We start from the raw sequence: 19,795 nt of genomic DNA on the forward strand, positions 1-19,795 counted from the left end.
TACCTAAACCAGTTCCTGCATGATGTCATCAGCAATCCGCTGCGGCTGACTGACCAGCGGCGCATGGCCGCAGCCGCGCAGTTCATGAACCTGGCTGGCCGGGCGCAGACGCTGCACGGCGGCAGCAGAATCGCCACCCAGCAGGGCGTCGGCGTCACCCAGCCAGCAGCTGACCGGCAGCTCTAGCGCGGCGAACCGGGCACGGTGATCGGCCGCCGCCAGCTCATCCAGCCCGGCCGCCAGCGTCATGGCATCGGCCGTTGCGGTCTGCGGCAGAAAGCGCCGCAGCCGGCGCCGGTCGTCATCGCCCAGGGCCGACAGGGCGGCGACATGATCGCGCACCGCTTCGGGTTCGCACGCCAGGCGCTGGCGCAGCGCATTGAGTGTCGCCGGCTGCCAGCCGGCCGGCCAGTCCGGCTGGCGATTGAAACACGGCAACGCGGCGACGAGACCCAGCCCGTGGACCCGGTCGGGCCGGCGCGCCGCCAGCTCGATGGCCAGCAGTCCGCCCAGCGACCAGCCGACCAGGCAGACCGATGCATACCGGTCGATCAGTTCATCCAGCTGCAGCAGCGCATCGCCGGGCGGACTGTCGCCGTAACCGGGCAACGACGGTGTCAGCACATCCATGCCACTCGGCAGAGCCGCGCGCAGCGGCTGGCAACTGGGTGCACCAAAGCCCCAGCCATGGATCAGTATCAGCGTCGTTGTCACGGCTATAACGTTCTACAGTGACGCAGCCAGCGCCTGCACCAGCCGATCGATATCGGCTTGTTCATGCGCACTCGTCAGCGTAATGCGCAGCCGGGCCTCGCCCTCGGGCACGGTCGGCGGCCGAATGGCGCTGACCAGCAGGCCATGTTCCATCAAGGACTCGCTTACTGCCAGCGCGTCGGCGTCGGCACCGATCAATAACGGCTGGATGGCCGTATCCGATTCCAGCAGCGGCAGTTCTTGTTCATGGGCAACACGCCGCCAGTACTGCACCAGCGCCTCGAGCTTGTCACGTCGCCACTGTTCCGCGATAACGATCGTCAGTGCCGTCGCCGTCGCGCGCGCCAGAGCCGGCGGCGGCGCGGTAGAGTAGGTCAACGTTCGCGACCGTTGCAGTATCGTTTCGATCAATTCATGACTGCCGGCGACGAATGCGCCGGACACACCCAACGCCTTGCCGAACGTTGCCATCTGTAACGGCACCGCATCGGTATCCAGTCCCTGGGCCGAGCGACTGCCGCGACCCTGTTCACCGAGCACACCGAAACCGTGTGCGTCATCGAGATAGAACAATGCCTTCTGTTGCTGACAGCACTGCGCAATGTCGATCAATGGCGCGCGATCACCTTCCATACTGAAAACGCCTTCGCTGACGACCAGACGACGTTGCTGTTGATCATCCGCCAGCCGGGCCATCAGGTCAGCAACGCTATTATGCGCATAGCGCTGGTAACGCGCGCGACTCAGGCGTGTCGCGTCGATTAACGAGGCGTGCGCAAGGCGGTCGAGATACAACGACGTATGCCGATCGGCCAGGGCGGTGATAACACCGAGGTTGGCCATGTAACCGTTGCTGAAGAACAGCGCTCGATCATAACCGGTAAAATCCGCCAGCTGCTGCTCCAGTTGTTCATGCGCTTCACTGTAACCGGTGATCAGCTGACTGGCGCCACTGCCGACGCCATACTCGTCAGCAGCCTCTTTCAGCGCCTGAACGATGCGCTCATCCTGTGCCAGGCCGAGATAATCATTGCTGCAGAAGTTGATGAACGACCGGCCCTTGTACTCAACCCGCCCACCCGGCAATGGTTTCAGTGTCCGGCGCTGACGTCGTCGCGTCACTGCTATCGATTGCACATCGGCAAACAGGGATGCTGCATGATTTGTACGGGGCGCACACATACGGCCTGACCGGACGACGACCCGGTTACATCTGCGTACTAAGACCGAGGCGCTGGAACAACTGCCGATCGTGTTCTATCTCGGGGTTGTCAGTGGTCAGCAGTCTTTCACCATAGAAAACCGAATTGGCACCGGCGGCATAACACAATGCCTGGGCTTCGTCGGACAGTTCATCACGACCTGCCGACAACCGGACATACGATGCCGGCAGAACAATACGGGCCACGGCAATGGTGCGGACGAGTTCGATCGGATCGATATCTTCAACGTCTTCCAGCGGCGTACCCGCAACCTTGACCAGCATGTTGATCGGTACGCTTTCGGGATGTTGCGGCAGATTAGCAAGCGTCATTAGCATGCCGGCGCGATCGCGGGCATTCTCGCCCATGCCGATGATGCCGCCGCAACAGACAAGCATGCCGGCGTCGCGTACGTTGTGCAGTGTTTCGAGCCGGTCCTGGTAAGTACGCGTACTGATGATTTCCTCGTAGAAGCCGGGGGAGCTGTCTAGGTTGTGGTTGTAATAGTCGAGGCCGGCATCTTTCAGCCGCTGCGCCTGTTCCGCCTTGAGCATACCCAGGGTCATGCAGGTTTCCAGGCCAAGACCCTTGACCACTTCGATCATGTCGGCCAGATGATCGAGATCGCGATCCTTGGGTGAGCGCCAGGCTGCACCCATGCAGAAACGACTGGCACCGGCATCGCGGGCTGCCTCGGCGGCCTGTTTCACCGCATCGATATCCATGAGGCCGGTCGCCTCGACACCGGTCTGGTAACGCACGCTCTGCGGGCAGTAGGCGCAGTCTTCCGGACAGCCACCGGACTTGATGTTCACCAGCGTACTAAGCTGCAGATGATTCGGATCAAAGTGACGGCGTAGGGCCTGCTGGGCGGCAAACAGCAAATCGTTGAGCGGTTGCGTGAACAGTGCCTCGATTTCATCAAGCGTCCAGTCATGGCGCAGATCGCTGGATTCGTTACTGCAGTCGCTGGCCGGAACGGCCGGATCGGTAGCGGTGACAGACATGGATTCCTCTTCGTTATTATATGATGTGGGCGAACGGTCGCTGCTTGCCGGGCTCTGCAGCCCGGCCATCATAAAACCCGCCGACCGGTTGTCAAACATGGAAGTTAGACATGGTTAACAAAAGAACACTATTTAACTGGCTTTTACCACCCGGTAGTTGCCTGCTGTGTGCCGGCAACTCGAACAATCTTGTCTGCAACGCCTGCCGCGCGGACTTGCCCAGCCTGGACAGCTGCTGCCGACTCTGCGCGCTGCCCCTGCCGCAGCCCGGGCCTTGTCCGGAGTGTCTGCGCCGACCGCCGCCATTCACCGCGCGCGCTGCGTTTCACTACGATTACCCTTTGGCGCTGTTGATCAAGCGGCTGAAGTTTCGCGGCGACGCTGGCCTCGGCCGGTTTCTGGGTGAATGCCTTTACGCGGAGCTGACCCGGTGGCCGTTAGCGAATCGCCCGGAATGTCTGCTGCCGATGCCGCTGCACTGGCGCCGGCAGCTGTGGCGCGGTTTCAACCAGTCGCTGGAGCTGGCGCGGCCGATTGCCGCAGGGCTGGGTATTCCGCTGCGCACGGATCTCTGCCGGCGCGTACGTGCGACGGCACCGCAGACTTATCTCGGCCGCAGCGCGCGACGGCGCAATGTCCGTGCCGCTTTTCGGGTTGGTAGCGGGCCGCTGCCGCGGCATGTCGCCATCGTCGATGATGTCATGACCAGTGGCCACACGGTGACCGAGCTGGCGCGCTCGTTACGGCGCGCCGGCGTTGAGGAGGTACAGGTGTGGGCGCTAGCGCGTGCAGCGCCTGAATAGATAGTAAATACTTACTATGTATCCAGGTTGGCAACCAGAAGCGCGTTGGACTCGATGAAGTCCCGGCGCGGTTCGACCTGGTCGCCCATCAGGGTGGTGAAGATGTCATCGGCGGCGACGGCGTCCTCGATGCGCACTTGGCTCAGGCTGCGGGTTTCGGCGTTCATGGTGGTCTCCCACAACTGCTCCGGGTTCATCTCGCCGAGGCCCTTGTAGCGCTGGATATGCATGCCCTTGGCCGATTCGGTCAGCAACCAGTCAAAGGCTTCCTTGACGCTGCGGATCGCGTAGACCTGATCGCCGCGGCGGATACTCGCGCCTTCGCCCAGACTCACCCGCCGACCGGGCGCGATAAGCTGCTGGTAATCCCTGCCGGTGAAGAAATCCGGCGGAAAGACATTATCGGACTCCAGTCCGTGGATAGTCACGCGTACGCGGCCACCGTATTCCTGCGCGTCGGCGGAGCTGAACACCTCGCAGGCGTAATGCGCAGCGTCGGCGTTTTCACCGTTCAGTTGCCGTTCGAACTGCGCGAACCAGTCCTGAACGGCGGCCTCGTCGGCCAGTTGTTCGCTCTCCAGCGGCGGCAGCATGCGCATGGCGTCCAGCAGCGGCGGGTAATAGCGCCGCTTCAAGCGCTCGATCGCGCGGTTCATACGAATGTAGTCGCCGGCCAGTTCCTTTAACGACTCGCCGCTGATGGGCTCGGCATCAGTGGCCGGTTTGAGCGTAGCGTCGTCCTGCGCCTGCTCCAGCAGATAGGCATCGCGTTCCGATTCATCCTTGATGTAGCGCTCCTGCTTGCCTTTCTTGATCTTATACAACGGTGGCTCGGCGATGTAGATGTAGCCGCGCTCGATCAGCTCGGGCATCTGCCGGTAGAGGAAGGTCAGCAGCAGGGTGCGAATGTGCGAGCCGTCAACATCGGCGTCGGTCATGATGATGATGCGCTGGTAGCGCAGCTTGTTGATGTCGAATTCGTCCTTGCCGATGCCGCAGCCCAGCGCGGTGATCAGCGTACCCACCTCGACCGACGATAACATCTTGTCAAATCGAGCTTTTTCGACATTCAGTATCTTGCCTTTCAGCGGCAGAATCGCCTGGTTGCGGCGGTCGCGACCCTGTTTGGCGGAGCCGCCGGCGGAATCGCCCTCAACCAGGAACAGCTCCGACTTGCTCGGATCCTTTTCCTGGCAGTCGGCCAGCTTGCCCGGCAAGCCGGCCACGTCCAGCGCCGTCTTGCGCCGGGTCAGCTCGCGCGCCTTGCGCGCTGCCTCGCGGGCACGGGCGGCGTCAATAATCTTGTCCGAGATGGCACGTGCCTCCTGCGGCTTTTCCAGCAGAAATTCGGCCAGTTTTTCCACCACCACGGACTCGACCGACGACTTGACCTCGCTGGAAACCAGCTTTTCCTTGGTCTGCGAGGAGAACTTCGGATCCGGCACCTTGACCGAGACGACGGCCGTCAGCCCCTCGCGCACGTCGTCACCGGAGACGCTGACCTTGGCCTTGGCCGCGAGACCCTGGCTTTCGATGTAATTGTTGAAGCTGCGCGTCATAGCGGCGCGGAAACCGGAGGAATGGGTGCCACCGTCGCGCTGCGGAATGTTGTTGGTGTAGCAGAAGACGTTCTCCTGGTACGAGTCATTCCACTGCATGGCGACCTCGACCTGGATGCCGTCGCGCTCGGCGTTGATCTCGACCACACTCGGGTGCAAAGGCGTCTTGTTGCGGTTGAGGTGACTGACGAATGCGCTGATTCCGCCTTTATATTCAAAGACATCCGTCTTGCCGCTGCGTTCGTCATTGAGTTCGATGCGGACCCCGGAATTGAGGAATGACAGCTCGCGCAGGCGCTTGGAAAGAATGTCGTAGTGGAATTCGATGTTCTTGAAAATGCCGGGGCTCGGGTGGAAACGGATCTCGGTGCCGCTGAGTTCCGACGGTGCGACCTGCTGCAGGGCGTCGAGGGCCTTGCCCTCGCTAAATTCCTGGCGATAGCAGTAGCCGTCGCGGTAGATGGTCAGCTGTAAATGATCCGACAGCGCGTTGACCACGGATACGCCGACCCCGTGCAGGCCACCGGAGACCTTGTAGGAATTCTCGTCGAATTTACCGCCGGCGTGCAGCGTGGTCATGATCACCTCAGCCGCCGAGCCGCCTTCTTCGTGAGCGTCGACCGGTATACCACGGCCGTTGTCCGACACGGTCACGGATTCGTTGCTGTGTATGGTCACGCGCACCTGGCTGCAATAACCGGCCAGTGCCTCGTCGATGCTGTTATCGACGACCTCGAAAACCATGTGGTGCAGGCCGGTACCGTCCTCGGTATCACCGATGTACATGCCCGGCCGACGGCGTACCGCGTCCAGGCCTTTCAGGACCTTGATACTGGATGATGTGTAATTACTCGGTTCGGTCATGGGGCTCGCTCCAACGGGAAGCCGTATTATATCACCTCTGTCAGCTGACCATGTTCCACGTGGAACACCTGGTGTTCAGGCCAGCCAGCTAGCGGCAGTGTCTCCGGTTCAATGGCAGTTACAAAAGTCTGGCAGCCGGTTTCCGCCAGGTGCGCCATGAAGCGCGCGCGGGCCCCGGCGTCCAGTTCGGCCGGCAGATCATCCACCAGGATCAGCGGCTGCAGGCCATAATCCGCCAGGACGCGGACGTAGGCTATCATTAATCCGGCAATATACAGCTTGGTCTGGCCGCGTGAGAGCGTTGCCCGGACCTCGCCGTCCTGGTGGCGGAAGTCGAGATCGCTGCGGTGTGGTCCATACCGGGTAAAACCGCGCTGCTGCTCCAGGTCGCGCTGCTCGGCCAGCAATGTCCGATAGTCCTGTTCGCGCGGCCGGCCAGGCAGATACTCGATTTGCACCGTTCCCGGCAGCAGCTGCGACATCACGGCACTGAAGTGGCCGGACAACTGCTGAACCAGACCCTCGCGATACGCCTCCAGCCGATTGACGCAGTCGGCGAGCGATTCCTCCCAGCTGACGATCGTGGCCCGGCCGGCGCCATGCTTGAGTAGCGCGTTACGCTGACGCAGGGCATGAAAGCAGTCCTGCCAACAGCCCAGGTAATCCGGTTCCACGTGGAACAATGCCCAGTCCAGCCAGCGCCGCCGCTGCCCCGGACGGCCGCTGATCAGACCGTGACTGTCCGGCGTGATGAGGATCAACGGGACGCGGCGGGCATGTGCGGACAGGTTTCTGACATTCTCGCCGTCACAGCGCAGCCGGGTCTGACGACCGTCCCGCTCGATGCCCAGCATCAACGGCCGCTGCCCGGCGCGCAGGGCCCGGGCGGTGACCCGCAACTGCTGCTGGTGATGACTGATGAGTTCGCGGATCCGGTGGGTACGGAATGAGCGGCCGCGCGCCAGCAGGTAGATGGACTCCAGCAAAGCCGTCTTGCCACTGGCGTTAGCGCCGCTGATGATATTCAACCCGGCGCCGGGCTCCAGGCTCACGCCGTCGAGATTGCGGAGATGACTTATCCGCAGGTCAGACAGCTGCATGCAGGCCTACAGGCGCATGGGCATGACGACGTATTTACTGCTCTGGTCACTGTCCTCCGGCAGGATCAAACAGCTGCTGCTGGCGTCAGCGAACACCATCTGCACGCGACTGCCGCGTACGGCGCCCAGCGCATCGAGCAGATAGGAAACATTGAAACCGATCTCGATCTCGTCACCGCTGTAGTCGACCTCGATCTCCTCTTCGGCCTCCTCCTGCTCGGGATTGTGCGCCAGCGCGCGCAACATGCCCTGCTGCAGCATCAGGCGGATGCCGCGGTATTTCTCATTCGACAGGATCGAGGCCCGGGTCAGGCTTTGGCGCACCGTCTCGCGGTCAGCGCTGAGCACGTTATCACTGTTGGCCGGAATGACCCGCTGGTAATCCGGAAAACGGCCATCGATCAACTTGCTGGTGAACTGGATACGGCCGGTGTCGATGCGGATATGATTGGTACTCACCTGCAGCGTGATCTCGTCTTCGCTGTTCTCCAGCAGGCGCAGTAATTCCTGTACCCCCTTGCGCGGCACGATAATCTGGATGGGTGTCTCAACACCTGTAGTAAGTGAAGCCTCACTTAGAGCCAATCTATGGCCATCCGTGGCAACAGCCCGCAGATTATCCGGATTCAGTTCGAGCAGCAGGCCGTTGAGATAATAGCGCACGTCCTGCTGTGCCATGGCGAACTGGGTATCCTCCAGCAATTGCCGCAGAACGCCCTGGGCCACCGAAAACTGCGCCGACGGCTCGGTCACCTCCGTGCCCGGGAATTCCTGGGCCGGCAATGTCGCCAGGGTGAACCGGCTGCGGCCGCTTTTCAGGCGCGCCCGATCCCCCTCGAAGTCGAAGTTCAGCTCCGCCGCTTCCGGCAGGGTGCGGCAGATATCCAGCAGCTTGCGCGCCGGCAGCGTCGTCTCACCCGCATTACCGCCTTCCAGCGCCAGGCGCACCACCAGCTCGACTTCCATATCGGTCGCCGTCAGCGCCAGCTGACCCTCGTCCACAACCATTAGCGTGTTCGCGAGGATTGGCAGCGTCTGACGTCGTTCCACCACACCACCGATGATCTGCAGAGCCGGTAACAACTGTTCACGCGCAATAGAAAACTTCATATGTATATATACCTTGTTACTGTTATATTTATATCAATCCAATTCTGTGGATAACTGGTAATTAATATTAATTTTCAATAATCTATAATAAAAAGATCACTGTGTATAAGCTGCTTTCCGAGGGCCTGTACTGCTGTGATCAAAACGCGGACAAAAACCGACTCTCGAAAACACCCCTACTTATCCACAGGTTTATAGCATCATGTTGTGAGTATTCTCACCAGGTTATTATAATCCTCTTCGACCTTGTGTTCCGTGCCCCGAAGTTCGGCGATCTTGCGGCAAGCATGCAGGACTGTGGTGTGATCACGTCCCCCATAGGCATCCCCGATCTCGGGCAGGCTGTGATTAGTCAGTTCCTTGCACAGCGCCATGGCCATCTGCCGTGGCCGTGCCACGGAACGGCTGCGGCGTTTCGACAGCAGATCGGCAACGCGTACCTTGTAGTATTCAGCCACGGTTTTCTGGATGTTTTCCGTGGTGATCTGCTTGTCCTGCAGTAACAACAGGTCTTTCAGCGCCTGCTGGGCGAACTCCAGCGTGATCGGGTTGCCGGTCAGGTTGGAGTTGGCGATGACGCGGTTCAGGGCGCCCTCGAGTTCACGCACGTTGGAGCGGAAGCGCTTTGCAATCAGGAACGCCACCTCGTCCGGCAGGTGCACGCGTGAGCGACTGGCTTTCTGGTTGAGGATCGCGACACGGGTTTCCAGTTCCGGCGGCTCTATGGCGACGGTCAGGCCCCAGCCAAAACGCGACTTGAGCCGCTCCTCCAAGCCGTTAACCTCTTTCGGGTAGCGGTCGCAGGTGAGGATGATCTGGTGCTGGCCCTCAAGCAGGGCGTTGAAGGTATGGAAGAATTCTTCCTGGGAACGCTCCTTGCCGGCAAAGAACTGGATATCGTCGATCAACAGGGCATCCACGGAGCGGTAGAAGCGCTTGAACTCGGCGATCGAGTTGTGCTGCAGGGCCTTGACCATGTCAGCAACGAATCGCTCGGAGTGCAGATAGGCGATATTGGCACCGGGCTTGTGCTGCTGGATGGCGTGGCCGATGGCATGCATCAGGTGGGTCTTGCCAAGGCCGACGCCGCCGCAAATGAACAGCGGGTTGTAGGCGCTGCCGGGGTTCTCGGTGACCTGCATCGAGGCGGCGCGGGCGAGCTGGTTCGATTTGCCCTCGACGAACGAATCGAACGTGAAATCCGGGTTCAGGTTGTTGGTGTGCTTGATGCCGTTCTGTGGCAGCGGCCGCGCTGCGGCCGCGCTTTTTTCCGGCTGTTGCTGCTGGTGGTTGCCGGCCGGCGCCGGGGTGCTGCTGTGACTGCCCACTTCGAGACGAATCTGGAAATCGTCGTCGCGGATATCGCTGACGATCTGTTGCAGGCGACCGAGATACTGCTCGCTGATCCAGTCCAGAACGAACCGGTTCGGCGCCAGCAGTTTCAGCCCCTGATTGTCCTCGACGCCCTGTAGCGGCCGGATCCAGGTGTTGAATTGCTGCGGGTTGAGCTCGCCCTCTAGTCGCTCTTGGCAATACTCCCAAATAGACTTAGACACGGCAGCAAGACCCCAAGAATTATAGTTGTCGATTGGTACGGAAGGGGGATTGAGTGTATACCTGACACCGCCAGTTATCCACACCCAGTCCAGTGAAATAATACGCTGCCATTCAGTATATTAATTGACAATAGTTTTTTCCTGGCAGTATGATCCCGCCTTTTTCCGCCAGCCGATTCCGTCAGCCCAGCTCGATCGGTCGGCCGCCTCGTGTCGGATAGCGTAAACCATGAAAAGAACATATCAGCCCAGTAATCTCAAACGCGCGCGTACTCACGGCTTTCGCGCCCGCATGAAAACCAAGGCCGGTCGCGCCATTATCAATGCGCGCCGTGCCAAGGGTCGCAAGCGCCTGTCTGCCTGAGGGCAGCGGCGACAGGGTGGATCCGGGGCAGGCAGCGTTCGATCGCGCGCGACGGTTGACCCTCGCGGTCGACTACAAGCGTGTCTTCGGTCAGGCGCGCCGCTCCAGTGACAACCTGCTGCTGGTGCTGGCGTGTGATAACAACCTGCCGCGCGCACGCCTGGGCATGGCCATCGCCCGCAACAAGATTCCGCGTGCCTGTGCCCGCAACCGCGTCAAGCGCCTCATTCGCGAGAGTTTTCGCCATCATCAGCAGGATCTGATCGGCCTGGATCTGGTGGTTCTGGCCAGGACCAACCTGACCCATACTGACAACCAGGCCCTGTTTCAATCGCTGGCCAGGCACTGGCAGCGCCAGCAGCGGCTGAAAAGCCGGCCCGCCGCCAGCGAATGAATCGAGGCAGACAACGCCCGACCCCGATACCATCTGACTCAGTCGACTCTGCCAAGCGCCACAGCCCGGGAATAACATGGATACTAAACGCTTCATTCTACTGATCGCCCTGGGCCTGGTTTCGACCATGATCTGGCAAACCTGGCAGCAGGACTACGCGCCGGAACAGACCAGCCCGTCAACAACCGACACCCGCATAGACGCCGATGATGCCGGTCGCGACGCGAGCAGCGCGGATGAAGGTGCAGGTGACGATGCCGGCGTGCCGGGCATGCCGAGTGGCGACACCCAGGCCGCGGCAACCCCTAGCGATAGTGCCGCCAGCAGTGCCGCCAGCCAGGGCGAGACCATTCGCGTCAATACCGACGTTTTCGAGGCCGAGATCAACACCCGCGGCGGTACGCTGAGCAAGGTGCGACTGCCGCAGTACCCGGTTTCAGTCGATCAGCCGGATAATCCCTATACCCTGATCACCGACGATGGCCCGCTGCATTACGTGGCCCAGGGTGGTGTACTCAGCGAGCGTCCGGCGCCCACCCACAAGGCGGAATACCGGGCGGAACAGAGCGAATACACGCTGGCCGACGGCGAGAATGAACTGCAGGTGCGGCTTACCTGGCGCGACGACAGCGGCGTTGCTATCGACAAGGTGTTCGTCTTCCAGCGCGACAGCTACGTTGTCGACGTCCATTATGAGGTCAACAACCAGTCGGCCGATCCGTGGCGCGGCTGGGCCTATGGCCAGCTGGCCCGCAACAGTCTGGATGATGGCGGCATGCGCCTGATCTATACCTATACCGGTGCGGCGCTGTCGAGTCCGGAAAGCCGTTACGACAAGATCGATTTTGGTGACATGCGCGACCAGAAGCTGGAGCGCGAGATTACCAATGGCTGGGCGGCGATGTTGCAGCATTATTTCGTCACCGCGGTAATTCCCGCCGACCAGGACGCACCCTACCGCTATTACACCTCGGTACTGAACCGCGATGCCGGCAACAGCCGCGATAAACTTTATGTCATTGGCGCCACCTCGCCGGCCGCAGACGTTGCCGCCGGTGCCAGCGCCAGCCTGCCAGGCCATCGCCTGTACGTCGGTCCGAAGGAACAGCACCGTCTGGAGACGCTGGCGCCGAGCCTCGAGCTGACGGTTGATTACGGCATTCTCTGGTTCATCTCCAAGCCGCTGTTCTGGGGCCTGGAGAAATTCCACGCGCTGACCGGCAACTGGGGTGTGGCCATCATTCTGCTGACACTGCTCATCAAGATTGTCTTCTACAAGCTGTCGGCGGCCGGCTACAAGTCCATGGCCCGCATGCGCAAGGTCCAGCCGCGGCTGATGGCGCTGCGCGAGCGCTACAAGGACGACAAGCAGCGCCTGAACCAGGCGATGATGGAGATGTACAAGACCGAGAAGATCAATCCGCTTGGCGGCTGTCTGCCGATCCTGGTGCAGATCCCGGTATTCATCGCGCTCTACTGGGTGCTACTGGAAAGTGTCGAGCTGCGCCAGGCACCGTTCATGCTGTGGATCCAGGATCTTTCCATTCCCGATCCATTCTACGTCCTGCCGCTGATCATGGGCGTCACCATGTTCGTGCAGCAGAAACTGAACCCGGCGCCGATCGATCCGGTGCAGGAAAAAGTCATGATGACCCTGCCGGTGGTGTTCACGGTCTTCTTCGCCTTCTTCCCGGCCGGCCTGGTGCTCTACTGGGTTGTGAATAATATCCTTTCGATTGGCCAGCAGTGGTTGATCACACGCAATCTAGAAAAGAGCGGCGACTGATCCCGGCGGCGCCTCAATGAGCGCCGCCACGGACACCATCGCCGCGGTGGCCACGCCGTCCGGCCGCGGCGGCATAGGCGTGGTACGGCTTTCCGGACCGGCCTGCCGCAGCATCGCCACCAGCCTGCTCGGCCGCGTGCCCGAACCCCGCCACGCCAGCTACGGCGCCTTTCGCGACGCTGCCGGCGAACTCATCGATCGCGGTATTGCGCTGTATTTTCCGGCGCCACATTCCTACACCGGCGAGGATGTGCTCGAACTCCAGGGTCACGGCGGTGACATGGTCATGCAGCTGCTGCTGGCAGCGGCGATCGATCAGGGCGCGCGCCAGGCGCGACCCGGCGAATTCACCGAACGCGCCTTTCTCAATGATCGCCTTGACCTGTTGCAGGCCGAGGCAGTCGCCGATCTGATCGACAGTCACTCGGCCGCTGCCGCGCGCGGTGCGCTGCGCTCGCTGCAGGGCGAGTTTTCACAAACAGTGAACGAAATCAGGCAGGCGCTGGTTGATCTGCGCGTGAAGGTCGAGGGCGCGCTCGACTTTCCCGACGAGGATCTCGAGATTATTCTCGGCGACAGCCTGGACGGCGCGCTGCGTGCACTGCTGGCGCGGATCGCGAATGTGCAGCAGCAGGCCCAGCAGGGCCGGCTGCTGAACAGCGGCGTCGATATCGCCATCGTCGGCGCGCCGAATGTCGGCAAATCCAGTCTCATCAACCGCCTCAGCCGCAGTGACGCGGCGATCGTCACCGACATACCCGGCACCACGCGGGATCCGATCCGCAGTCACTGTTTGCTGGATGATCTGCCGGTGGTGCTGACCGATACCGCCGGTCTGCGCGACAGCACCGATGTCATCGAACAGGAAGGTATCCGCCGCGCCAATCGTGCCCTGGGGCAGGCTGACCTGGTGTTGTGGCTGAACACAACGGCGCAGCCGGATAGCGCGGCGCTGGAAGCCATCCACGCACAGATGGCCCCCGGTGCAACGCTGCTGCATGTGCATAACAAGATTGATCAGCAGAACCTGCAAGCCTATCGGTTACAGGATGAACGTGGCCAGACCCGCGTCGGCCTGTCGGCATTAACCGGTGCCGGCATCGATCTCCTGGTTGACGCGATCAAGGAACAGGTCGGTTACGGTGGCGGCAGTGAAAGCGTGTTCAGTGCCCGCGAGCGACACCTGCAGGCACTGGCCCAGACCCACGCGGCCCTGCAGCAGGCCGTGGCGATCGCGGAAACGGTACCGACGCTGGAGCTGGTGGCGGAAAACCTGCGTCAGGCCCAGGATGCGCTGACCGTGCTGACCGGCGAATTCAGTGCCGATGACCTGCTTGGCGAGATCTTCGCGCGTTTTTGTATCGGCAAATAGCGCGTCCGATTACTCGTCGCGCAGAACGAAGTCGCAGCCGCAGTACGGGCACTTGGCCTGGCCGGTGGTCTCGACCGGCAAATAGACCTTCGGGTGTGAATTCCACAGGCTCATGCTCGGCAGCGGGCAATGCAGCGGCAAATCGGCGTGCGTGATCGTGTACTGGTTGCGATCGTTTGGCGTGGCCTTGTTCTCACTTGTTGTCATCACTGCTACTCCCTTGCCGGTCAGGCCTGGTTATTCACGTAGTCCAGCCAGTCGGCGTACTTGTCGCTGCGGCCGTGAACCAGATCGAAATACAGCGTCTGCAGGCGTTCGGTGACCGGACCGCGCTTGCCGGAACCGATGACGCGGCCATCAAGCTCGCGGATCGGCGTCACCTCGGCGGCGGTGCCGGTGAAGAACGCCTCGTCGGCGATGTAGACCTCGTCGCGGGTGATGCGTTTTTCGATCACCGGGATATCGAGATCGGCGGCCAGGCGCAGGATCGTGTCGCGGGTGATGCCTTCCAGGGCCGAGGTCAGTTCCGGCGTATAGATCTTGCCGTCGCGCACCAGAAATACATTCTCGCCGCTGCCTTCGGCGACGTAACCCTCGTTGTCGAGCAGCAATGCCTCGTCACAGCCGGACGCCAGCGCTTCCTGCAGCGCCAGCATCGAGTTCATGTAGTTGCCGTTGGCCTTGGCCTTGCACAGGGTGATGTTGACGTGGTGGCGGGTATAGGACGAGGTACGCACCTTGATGCCCTGCTCCATGCTGTCGTCGCCCAGGTAGGTGCCCCAGGGCCAGGCGGCGATCATCAGATGCACTTGCAGGTTGTCGGCGCGCAGCCCCATACCCTCGGCACCGTAGAAGCACATCGGCCGCATATAACCCGCCTCGAGACCGTTTTCACGCACCACCGCGCGACAGGCGTCATTGATCGTGGTGGCGTCGTACGGCAGCTTCATGTTCAGGATATGCGCCGAGCGGCACAGCCGACGGGTATGGTCGGCGAGGCGGAAAATGGCGGCACCCTGATCGGTGTGATAGGCGCGCACGCCCTCGAAAGCCCCCATGCCGTAATGCAGGGTGTGCGTGAGCACATGCACCTTGGCTTCGCGCCAGGGCAGCATCTGTCCGTCGAGCCAGATGACTCCGTCACGATCCGCCATCGACATCCTGAAATCTCCTCAAAACTGGAAGCAAGCCGCGGCACAGCGGTTTCTGTGCGCGTTCGAAAGGGGCTTATTCCACCATAAATCGGGTCGCGGGGACAGTCTGGTCGCGGTCTGCGGTACTGCCGGCGCCGGTGCTTGCGGACCACGTGTCGCTGTGATTTCATCCAGGAAAAGAGGTGACACTATGAGTACGGTAAACATTCAGGACATCAGCCCAAACGAGGCCTGGGAGCTGCTGCAGAAACAACCCCAGGCGGTACTGCTCGACGTGCGCAGTACGATGGAATACGAGTATGTCGGCCACCCGGTCGGCGCCACGCATATCCCGTGGAAGGAACCGCCCGACTGGGAAAACGATCCGCAGTTCGTCGCCAAGGTAAAGGCAGCGCTGAGCGGGCGTGCTGAAGGCGAGCCGGAATCGCTGCCGGTGCTGACCATCTGCCGCAGCGGCAAGCGGTCGCTGGCGGCGGCCGAGGCGCTGTCGCGCCAGGGTTTTCGCGAGGTCTACAACATCGCCGAGGGTTTCGAGGGCGATCTCAACGAGAAGGGCCATCGCAACAGCCTCAGCGGCTGGCGTTTCCACAACCTGCCGTGGGAGCAGACCTGACAGGGCACCGTGGGCACGACATGCCGCCGTGACATTACCTGCCCGGTCGCTTGCTGTCTGGCCCAGAGCGGGTAACAGGTGATGGGCAATGCCGGCCGCCGCGAACAGGCAGCTGGCACGGTTCAGGCGTCGTCGTCGGGTGTTCTCACCGGCAGGAATCGCGCCAGCAACAGACCGACCTCGAACAGCAGCCACATCGGCCCGGCCAACAGCGTCTGGGAAATGACATCCGGCGGTGTCAGCAACGCACCGATGGCGAATGCGCCGATGATGATCCATGGCCGCTTGCGACGCAGCGCGTCCACCGAAGTAATCCCCGCCCAGATGCAGGCCAGCGTTACCACCGGGATCTCGAACGCCAGCCCGAAGGCAAAGAATATCTTGATGATGAAATCCAGATACCGACTGATGTCGGTCATCACCGCCACGCCGGTGGGTGTGACGCCGATGAAAAAGGCAAACAGCAGCGGCAAGACGAGGAAAAACGCGAACACCGCACCGGCGTAAAACAGCACGATGCTGGCGATCAGTAATGGCCGGGCGACCTGCTGTTCGTGGCGATAAAGCCCCGGCGCGATGAATGCCCACGCCTGGTACAGCATGTACGGCATGCTGATGAACAGGGCCAGAAACAGGGTCAGCTTGAACGGTGCCAGAAACGGTGCCGCCACGTCGGTGGCGATCATCTGGCTGCCCTGTGGCAGGCGCTCGATCAGGGGTGTGGCGATCAGCGTGTACAGCTGTTCGGAAAACGGCAACAGTGCGGCGGTAACGACCAGCAGGCAGACCACGGCATACAGCAGCCGCGAGCGCAGCTCGATCAAATGGCTGATCAGGCTTTCTTCATTGCTGGCATCAGCACTGCTCATGGTTGGCGCGTGCCGTCGTCCCTGGAAGTGTCGTCGGCCGGCTGTTCGCCGGTGTCTGTGGCAGCGTCTTTCGCGCTGTCGTCAGCGGGCTTCTTGCGGCCGTCGGCGGTGTATTCGGATTGCCAGCCCGGCTGGCGGTCGGGCGCCTGTTGCATGAGCTGGTCGAGGTCGTTGAGCTTCTGACCAAGTTCATTTTTGGCCCTGGCGACATCGCGGCGCGGATCGTCTTTCTCGTCCCACTGCAGTTCGCGTTGCAGTTCGCGCCGCGCGTCACTGCTCAGATGGCGAATCTTGCGCACCCAGCGGCCGAGTTCACGGGCGAAGCCCGGCAACCGGTCCGGTCCGACGACCAGCAGGCCGACGATACCGATGAGGACGAGCTCCCAGAAGCCAAGATCGAACAAGCGATTGCCCTAGGAGTGGCGCTTGTCGTCCGGATTGCCGGCGTCCTGCTGGGCGTCGGCCTTGTCATGCTCAGCCGGCCTTTCGGTGGGTGCCTCGTCAGAGTCGTCCTTGAGGGCGCTGCGGAAACTCTTTAGTGCGCTGCCGAGATCACCACCCATGTTGCGCAGCTTGGTCGTGCCGAACAGCAGCGCGACGATAATCAATATGATGAGCAATTCCCAGATGCCGAAATTCATAACAGCCTCCTCCTGCGTGGGTGGCGCCGCTTACGTGTTGCGGGCGGCCTTTTCCGCGTGGCCGGATGTGCCAAAGCGGCGTTCGAGTTCCTGTAGTACCGCGGCCGGCTCGAGACCGGCGTCGATCAACAGCACCATGCTGTGAAACCAGAGATCGGCAACCTCGCCGACCAGCGCCTGATCGTCGTCGCCACGCCCGGCGAGTACGACTTCCAGCGCCTCCTCGCCGACCTTGCGCAGCATTTTCTCACGACCGTCGCGATACAGGCTGGCAACATACGAGCTGTCCGCATCCGCCTGGCGGCGCTGCTTCAGGACTTCGGTCAGTTGTTCGATAATGGCGTCGTTCATTGCTTATAGATCGTCCGCGGGTCTTTCAGGACCGGATCGGTATCCTGCCATTGTCCGTCACGCAGGACGCGATAGAAACAGCTTTCGCGGCCGGTGTGGCAGGCGATGCCGCCAACCTGCGTCACCAGCAGCAGTACGGCGTCGGCATCGCAGTCGATGCGCACCTCATGCACCTGCTGAACGTGGCCGGATTCCTCGCCCTTGCGCCAGATTTTGGCGCGCGAGCGCGACCAGTATACGGCCCGGCCCTCGGCGACGGTTAACGCCAGTGCCTCGCGGTTCATCCAGGCTTGTGACAGCACCCGGCCGCTGGCCTGGTCCTGGGCGATCGCCGCCACCAGGCCGTCGCCATTCCAGGCGATGTCGTCAAGCCACGCCGGTTCGCTCACAGTCGTACCTCGATACCCTGGTCGTGCATGATCTGCTTGGCTTCGCCAACGCTGTGTTCACCGAAGTGGAAAATGCTGGCCGCCAGCACGGCGTCGGCGCCGCCGTCGCTGACCCCGGCCGCCAGGTGCGCGAGCGAGCCGACGCCGCCGGAGGCGATGACCGGTATGCTGACCGCATCGCTCACCGCCCGCGTCAGTTCGATGTCGAAACCGCTGCGCGTGCCGTCGCGATCCATGCTGGTCAGCAGGATCTCGCCGGCGCCGTAGTCGGCCATCTGCCGCGCCCACGCGATTGCGTCGAGACCGGTCGCCTTGCGGCCGCCGTGAGTGTAAACCTGCCAGCCGCCGTGATCGTCGGCCTTGGCGTCGATGGCGACGACAATGGCCTGGGCGCCGAACATGTTTGCAGCTTCACGGATGAAGTCCGGGTTCTTTACCGCCGCCGAATTGATGCTGACCTTGTCAGCACCGGCGTTCAGCAGTCGGCGGATGTCCTCCAGCGTGCGCACGCCGCCGCCGACGGTCAGCGGAATGAATACCTGCGCGGCGACCTGCTCGACTACCGGCACCAGGGTTTCGCGCTCGTCGCTGCTGGCGGTGATGTCGAGAAAGCACAGCTCGTCGGCGCCCTGCTCGTCGTAGCGCCTGGCAACCTCGACCGGGTCGCCGGCATCGCGGATATCGACGAACTTTACACCCTTGACCACGCGGCCGGCGTCAACGTCGAGACACGGAATGATGCGTTTCGCCAGGCCCATGCCGGTTCAGTTGCGGTCCGGCGGCGCGAAGGCGTCGAGCCGGCTGCGCTCGTGCGGGCACAGCTCGTCGGCCAGCTTCTGGCCGGCGGCGAAGTCGAGCGTGCCCTCGTAGATGGCACGCCCGGTGATCGCGCCCTCGATGCCCTCGTGGGCGACTTCGCACAGGGCGCGGATGTCGTCGAGGTCGCTGATGCCGCCGGAGGCGATGACCGGGATTGCCACCGAACGGCTGAGCTCGGCGGTGGACTCGACGTTGACGCTGTTCATCATGCCGTCGCGTGAAATATCGGTGAAGATGATTGCCGCCACGCCCTCGTCCTCGAACTGTTTCGCCAGGTCGATGACATCGTGGTGCGACAGCTTCGACCAGCCGTCGGTGGCCAGCTTGCCGTTCTTGGCATCGAGCCCGACGATGATGTGGCTGGGAAATTCCAGACAGACATCGGCGACGAAGTGCGGCGTGGTCACCGCCTTGGTGCCGATGATGACGTAGCTGACACCGGCGTCGAGATAGGTCTGGATGGTGTCCTCGTTGCGGATGCCGCCGCCGACCTGGATCGGCGTATCCGGGAAGGCCTGGGCGATGTCGTTGACGACATCGGCGTTCTCCGGCTTGCCGGCGACTGCGCCGTCGAGATCGACCAGGTGCAGGCGCCGCGCGCCGGCCTCGACCCAGCGCCCGGCGACCTCGACCGGGTCATTGGAATACACGGTGGATTCATCCATGCGGCCCTGACGCAGGCGCACGCACTTGCCATCTTTGATGTCGATAGCCGGAATAAGCAGCATGATGGTGGTTCCTTCGGACGGGAGGTTGTTGCGATAAAGCGTATGGTTTACGGGAATGGCCGTCGGCTGACTGATGTTTTTCTGATTGCTCGGTTCGAATGAATACTATCAGGAGCTTTTCCAGAATGTTAGCACATGTCCCGGCGGGCGACAGCAGGGTCGGTATTGTTGCCGGCCCGGGCGTTGCCCCGTCCGTTGCCGAAGAATCGGCTGTTTCTCTGCATGAACGGGGCGAATGGGGCGTGAATATGGTGACTGGTAATGGGTGAATGGTGATTGGCAAGGTCCGGCTCCTGTGGAAACGGGAGCCTGTAAATAATTCTGTGTAAGTGCCCGTTCAAAGATATTGTGTCACGCGTTCACCGTATTCGATGATAAAGCGATTGAGTGCGGGCTTCCA

General features: G+C 61.7%; 22 protein-coding genes. 6 read left to right on the top strand and 16 right to left on the bottom strand.

Annotated elements, in window-relative coordinates:
• Positions 1 to 3: 3 nt before the first annotated feature.
• From J2T55_RS06645 to bioB, 3 genes are all read right to left on the bottom strand, one after another.
• A complete protein-coding gene (locus J2T55_RS06645) occupies positions 4 to 714 on the bottom strand; it encodes an alpha/beta fold hydrolase (RefSeq protein WP_259055005.1) in 711 nt (236 codons plus the stop codon).
• Between the two features lie 12 nt (positions 715 to 726).
• Positions 727 to 1,836, bottom strand: a complete 1,110-nt coding sequence (gene bioF, locus J2T55_RS06650) for an 8-amino-7-oxononanoate synthase (RefSeq protein WP_259055006.1) — start codon at positions 1,834 to 1,836, stop codon at positions 727 to 729.
• A gap of 85 nt (positions 1,837 to 1,921) precedes the next feature.
• Positions 1,922 to 2,923: a biotin synthase BioB gene (bioB, locus tag J2T55_RS06655; protein ID WP_259055008.1), complete on the bottom strand. Its 1,002-nt coding sequence runs from the start codon at positions 2,921 to 2,923 to the stop codon at positions 1,922 to 1,924.
• Positions 2,924 to 3,033: 110 nt separating this feature from the next.
• Between bioB and J2T55_RS06660 the strand changes: the two genes are divergently transcribed.
• Entirely contained in the window at positions 3,034 to 3,726 is a 693-nt protein-coding gene (locus J2T55_RS06660) for a ComF family protein (protein ID WP_259055010.1), read from the top strand.
• Positions 3,727 to 3,740: 14 nt separating this feature from the next.
• On the opposite strand, the gene gyrB is transcribed toward J2T55_RS06660, so the two are convergent.
• The 4 genes from gyrB to dnaA all read right to left on the bottom strand — a co-directional run bounded on the left by gyrB (position 3,741) and on the right by dnaA (position 9,915).
• Positions 3,741 to 6,149 carry a DNA topoisomerase (ATP-hydrolyzing) subunit B gene (gene gyrB, locus J2T55_RS06665; RefSeq protein WP_259055011.1) on the bottom strand — a complete coding sequence of 803 codons (2,409 nt, stop codon included), beginning with the start codon at positions 6,147 to 6,149 and terminating at the stop codon, positions 3,741 to 3,743.
• A gap of 26 nt (positions 6,150 to 6,175) precedes the next feature.
• A complete protein-coding gene (gene recF, locus J2T55_RS06670; RefSeq protein WP_259055014.1) occupies positions 6,176 to 7,249 on the bottom strand; it encodes a DNA replication/repair protein RecF in 1,074 nt (357 codons plus the stop codon).
• Positions 7,250 to 7,255: 6 nt separating this feature from the next.
• Positions 7,256 to 8,359, bottom strand: coding sequence for a DNA polymerase III subunit beta (gene dnaN / locus J2T55_RS06675; RefSeq protein WP_259055016.1), 1,104 nt, complete (start codon positions 8,357 to 8,359; stop codon positions 7,256 to 7,258).
• A gap of 200 nt (positions 8,360 to 8,559) precedes the next feature.
• Positions 8,560 to 9,915: a chromosomal replication initiator protein DnaA gene (dnaA, locus tag J2T55_RS06680; RefSeq protein WP_259055018.1), complete on the bottom strand. Its 1,356-nt coding sequence runs from the start codon at positions 9,913 to 9,915 to the stop codon at positions 8,560 to 8,562.
• A 229-nt stretch (positions 9,916 to 10,144) separates the two neighbouring features.
• On the opposite strand from dnaA, the gene rpmH reads away from it, so the two are divergent.
• The 4 genes from rpmH (at position 10,145) to mnmE (ending at position 13,831) form a co-directional block, all read left to right on the top strand.
• Positions 10,145 to 10,279 (top strand): 50S ribosomal protein L34, encoded by a 135-nt coding sequence (gene rpmH / locus J2T55_RS06685; protein ID WP_259055020.1) that lies wholly within the window; start codon positions 10,145 to 10,147, stop codon positions 10,277 to 10,279.
• A complete protein-coding gene (rnpA, locus tag J2T55_RS06690) occupies positions 10,248 to 10,673 on the top strand; it encodes a ribonuclease P protein component (RefSeq protein WP_259055022.1) in 426 nt (141 codons plus the stop codon). The genes rpmH and rnpA overlap by 32 nt, the downstream gene beginning before the upstream one ends.
• A 76-nt stretch (positions 10,674 to 10,749) precedes the next feature.
• The gene (yidC, locus tag J2T55_RS06695; RefSeq protein WP_259055024.1) at positions 10,750 to 12,459 is read left to right on the top strand and encodes a membrane protein insertase YidC; all 1,710 of its coding nucleotides are present in this window, start codon (positions 10,750 to 10,752) and stop codon (positions 12,457 to 12,459) included.
• 16 nt (positions 12,460 to 12,475) lie between these two features.
• Positions 12,476 to 13,831 (top strand): tRNA uridine-5-carboxymethylaminomethyl(34) synthesis GTPase MnmE, encoded by a 1,356-nt coding sequence (mnmE, locus tag J2T55_RS06700; protein WP_259055026.1) that lies wholly within the window; start codon positions 12,476 to 12,478, stop codon positions 13,829 to 13,831.
• Between the two features lie 9 nt (positions 13,832 to 13,840).
• Here mnmE and J2T55_RS06705 read toward each other — a convergent pair whose 3' ends face one another.
• Positions 13,841 to 14,038: a zinc-finger domain-containing protein gene (locus J2T55_RS06705; protein WP_259055028.1), complete on the bottom strand. Its 198-nt coding sequence runs from the start codon at positions 14,036 to 14,038 to the stop codon at positions 13,841 to 13,843.
• A 20-nt stretch (positions 14,039 to 14,058) separates the two neighbouring features.
• Entirely contained in the window at positions 14,059 to 14,991 is a 933-nt protein-coding gene (locus J2T55_RS06710; RefSeq protein WP_259055030.1) for a branched-chain amino acid transaminase, read from the bottom strand.
• A 184-nt stretch (positions 14,992 to 15,175) separates the two neighbouring features.
• Between J2T55_RS06710 and J2T55_RS06715 the strand changes: the two genes are divergently transcribed.
• Positions 15,176 to 15,598 (top strand): rhodanese-like domain-containing protein, encoded by a 423-nt coding sequence (locus J2T55_RS06715; RefSeq protein ID WP_259055031.1) that lies wholly within the window; start codon positions 15,176 to 15,178, stop codon positions 15,596 to 15,598.
• Positions 15,599 to 15,720: 122 nt separating this feature from the next.
• On the opposite strand, the gene tatC is transcribed toward J2T55_RS06715, so the two are convergent.
• The 7 genes from tatC to hisA are packed head-to-tail and all read right to left on the bottom strand — an operon-like array spanning position 15,721 to position 19,395.
• On the bottom strand, positions 15,721 to 16,467 hold the full coding sequence (tatC, locus tag J2T55_RS06720) for a twin-arginine translocase subunit TatC (protein WP_259055032.1): 747 nt from the start codon (positions 16,465 to 16,467) through the stop codon (positions 15,721 to 15,723).
• Positions 16,464 to 16,871, bottom strand: coding sequence for a Sec-independent protein translocase protein TatB (gene tatB / locus J2T55_RS06725; protein ID WP_259055034.1), 408 nt, complete (start codon positions 16,869 to 16,871; stop codon positions 16,464 to 16,466). The genes tatC and tatB overlap by 4 nt, the downstream gene beginning before the upstream one ends.
• Before the next feature lie 9 nt (positions 16,872 to 16,880).
• Positions 16,881 to 17,108 (bottom strand): twin-arginine translocase TatA/TatE family subunit, encoded by a 228-nt coding sequence (gene tatA, locus J2T55_RS06730; RefSeq protein WP_259055037.1) that lies wholly within the window; start codon positions 17,106 to 17,108, stop codon positions 16,881 to 16,883.
• A 30-nt stretch (positions 17,109 to 17,138) separates the two neighbouring features.
• Positions 17,139 to 17,459, bottom strand: a complete 321-nt coding sequence (locus J2T55_RS06735; protein WP_259055039.1) for a phosphoribosyl-ATP diphosphatase — start codon at positions 17,457 to 17,459, stop codon at positions 17,139 to 17,141.
• Positions 17,456 to 17,848, bottom strand: coding sequence for a phosphoribosyl-AMP cyclohydrolase (hisI, locus tag J2T55_RS06740; RefSeq protein ID WP_259055040.1), 393 nt, complete (start codon positions 17,846 to 17,848; stop codon positions 17,456 to 17,458). The genes J2T55_RS06735 and hisI overlap by 4 nt, the downstream gene beginning before the upstream one ends.
• Positions 17,845 to 18,606 carry an imidazole glycerol phosphate synthase subunit HisF gene (hisF, locus tag J2T55_RS06745; RefSeq protein ID WP_259055041.1) on the bottom strand — a complete coding sequence of 254 codons (762 nt, stop codon included), beginning with the start codon at positions 18,604 to 18,606 and terminating at the stop codon, positions 17,845 to 17,847. Before hisF ends, hisI begins: the two co-directional genes overlap by 4 nt.
• Positions 18,607 to 18,612: 6 nt before the next feature.
• Complete coding sequence (gene hisA / locus J2T55_RS06750; RefSeq protein ID WP_259055043.1) at positions 18,613 to 19,395, bottom strand: 1-(5-phosphoribosyl)-5-[(5-phosphoribosylamino)methylideneamino]imidazole-4-carboxamide isomerase; 783 nt, start codon at positions 19,393 to 19,395, stop codon at positions 18,613 to 18,615.
• Positions 19,396 to 19,795: the final 400 nt, after the last annotated feature.

It is taken from the genome of Methylohalomonas lacus, assembly GCF_024808875.1.
In the GTDB taxonomy this organism is placed as follows: domain Bacteria; phylum Pseudomonadota; class Gammaproteobacteria; order Methylohalomonadales; family Methylohalomonadaceae; genus Methylohalomonas; species Methylohalomonas lacus.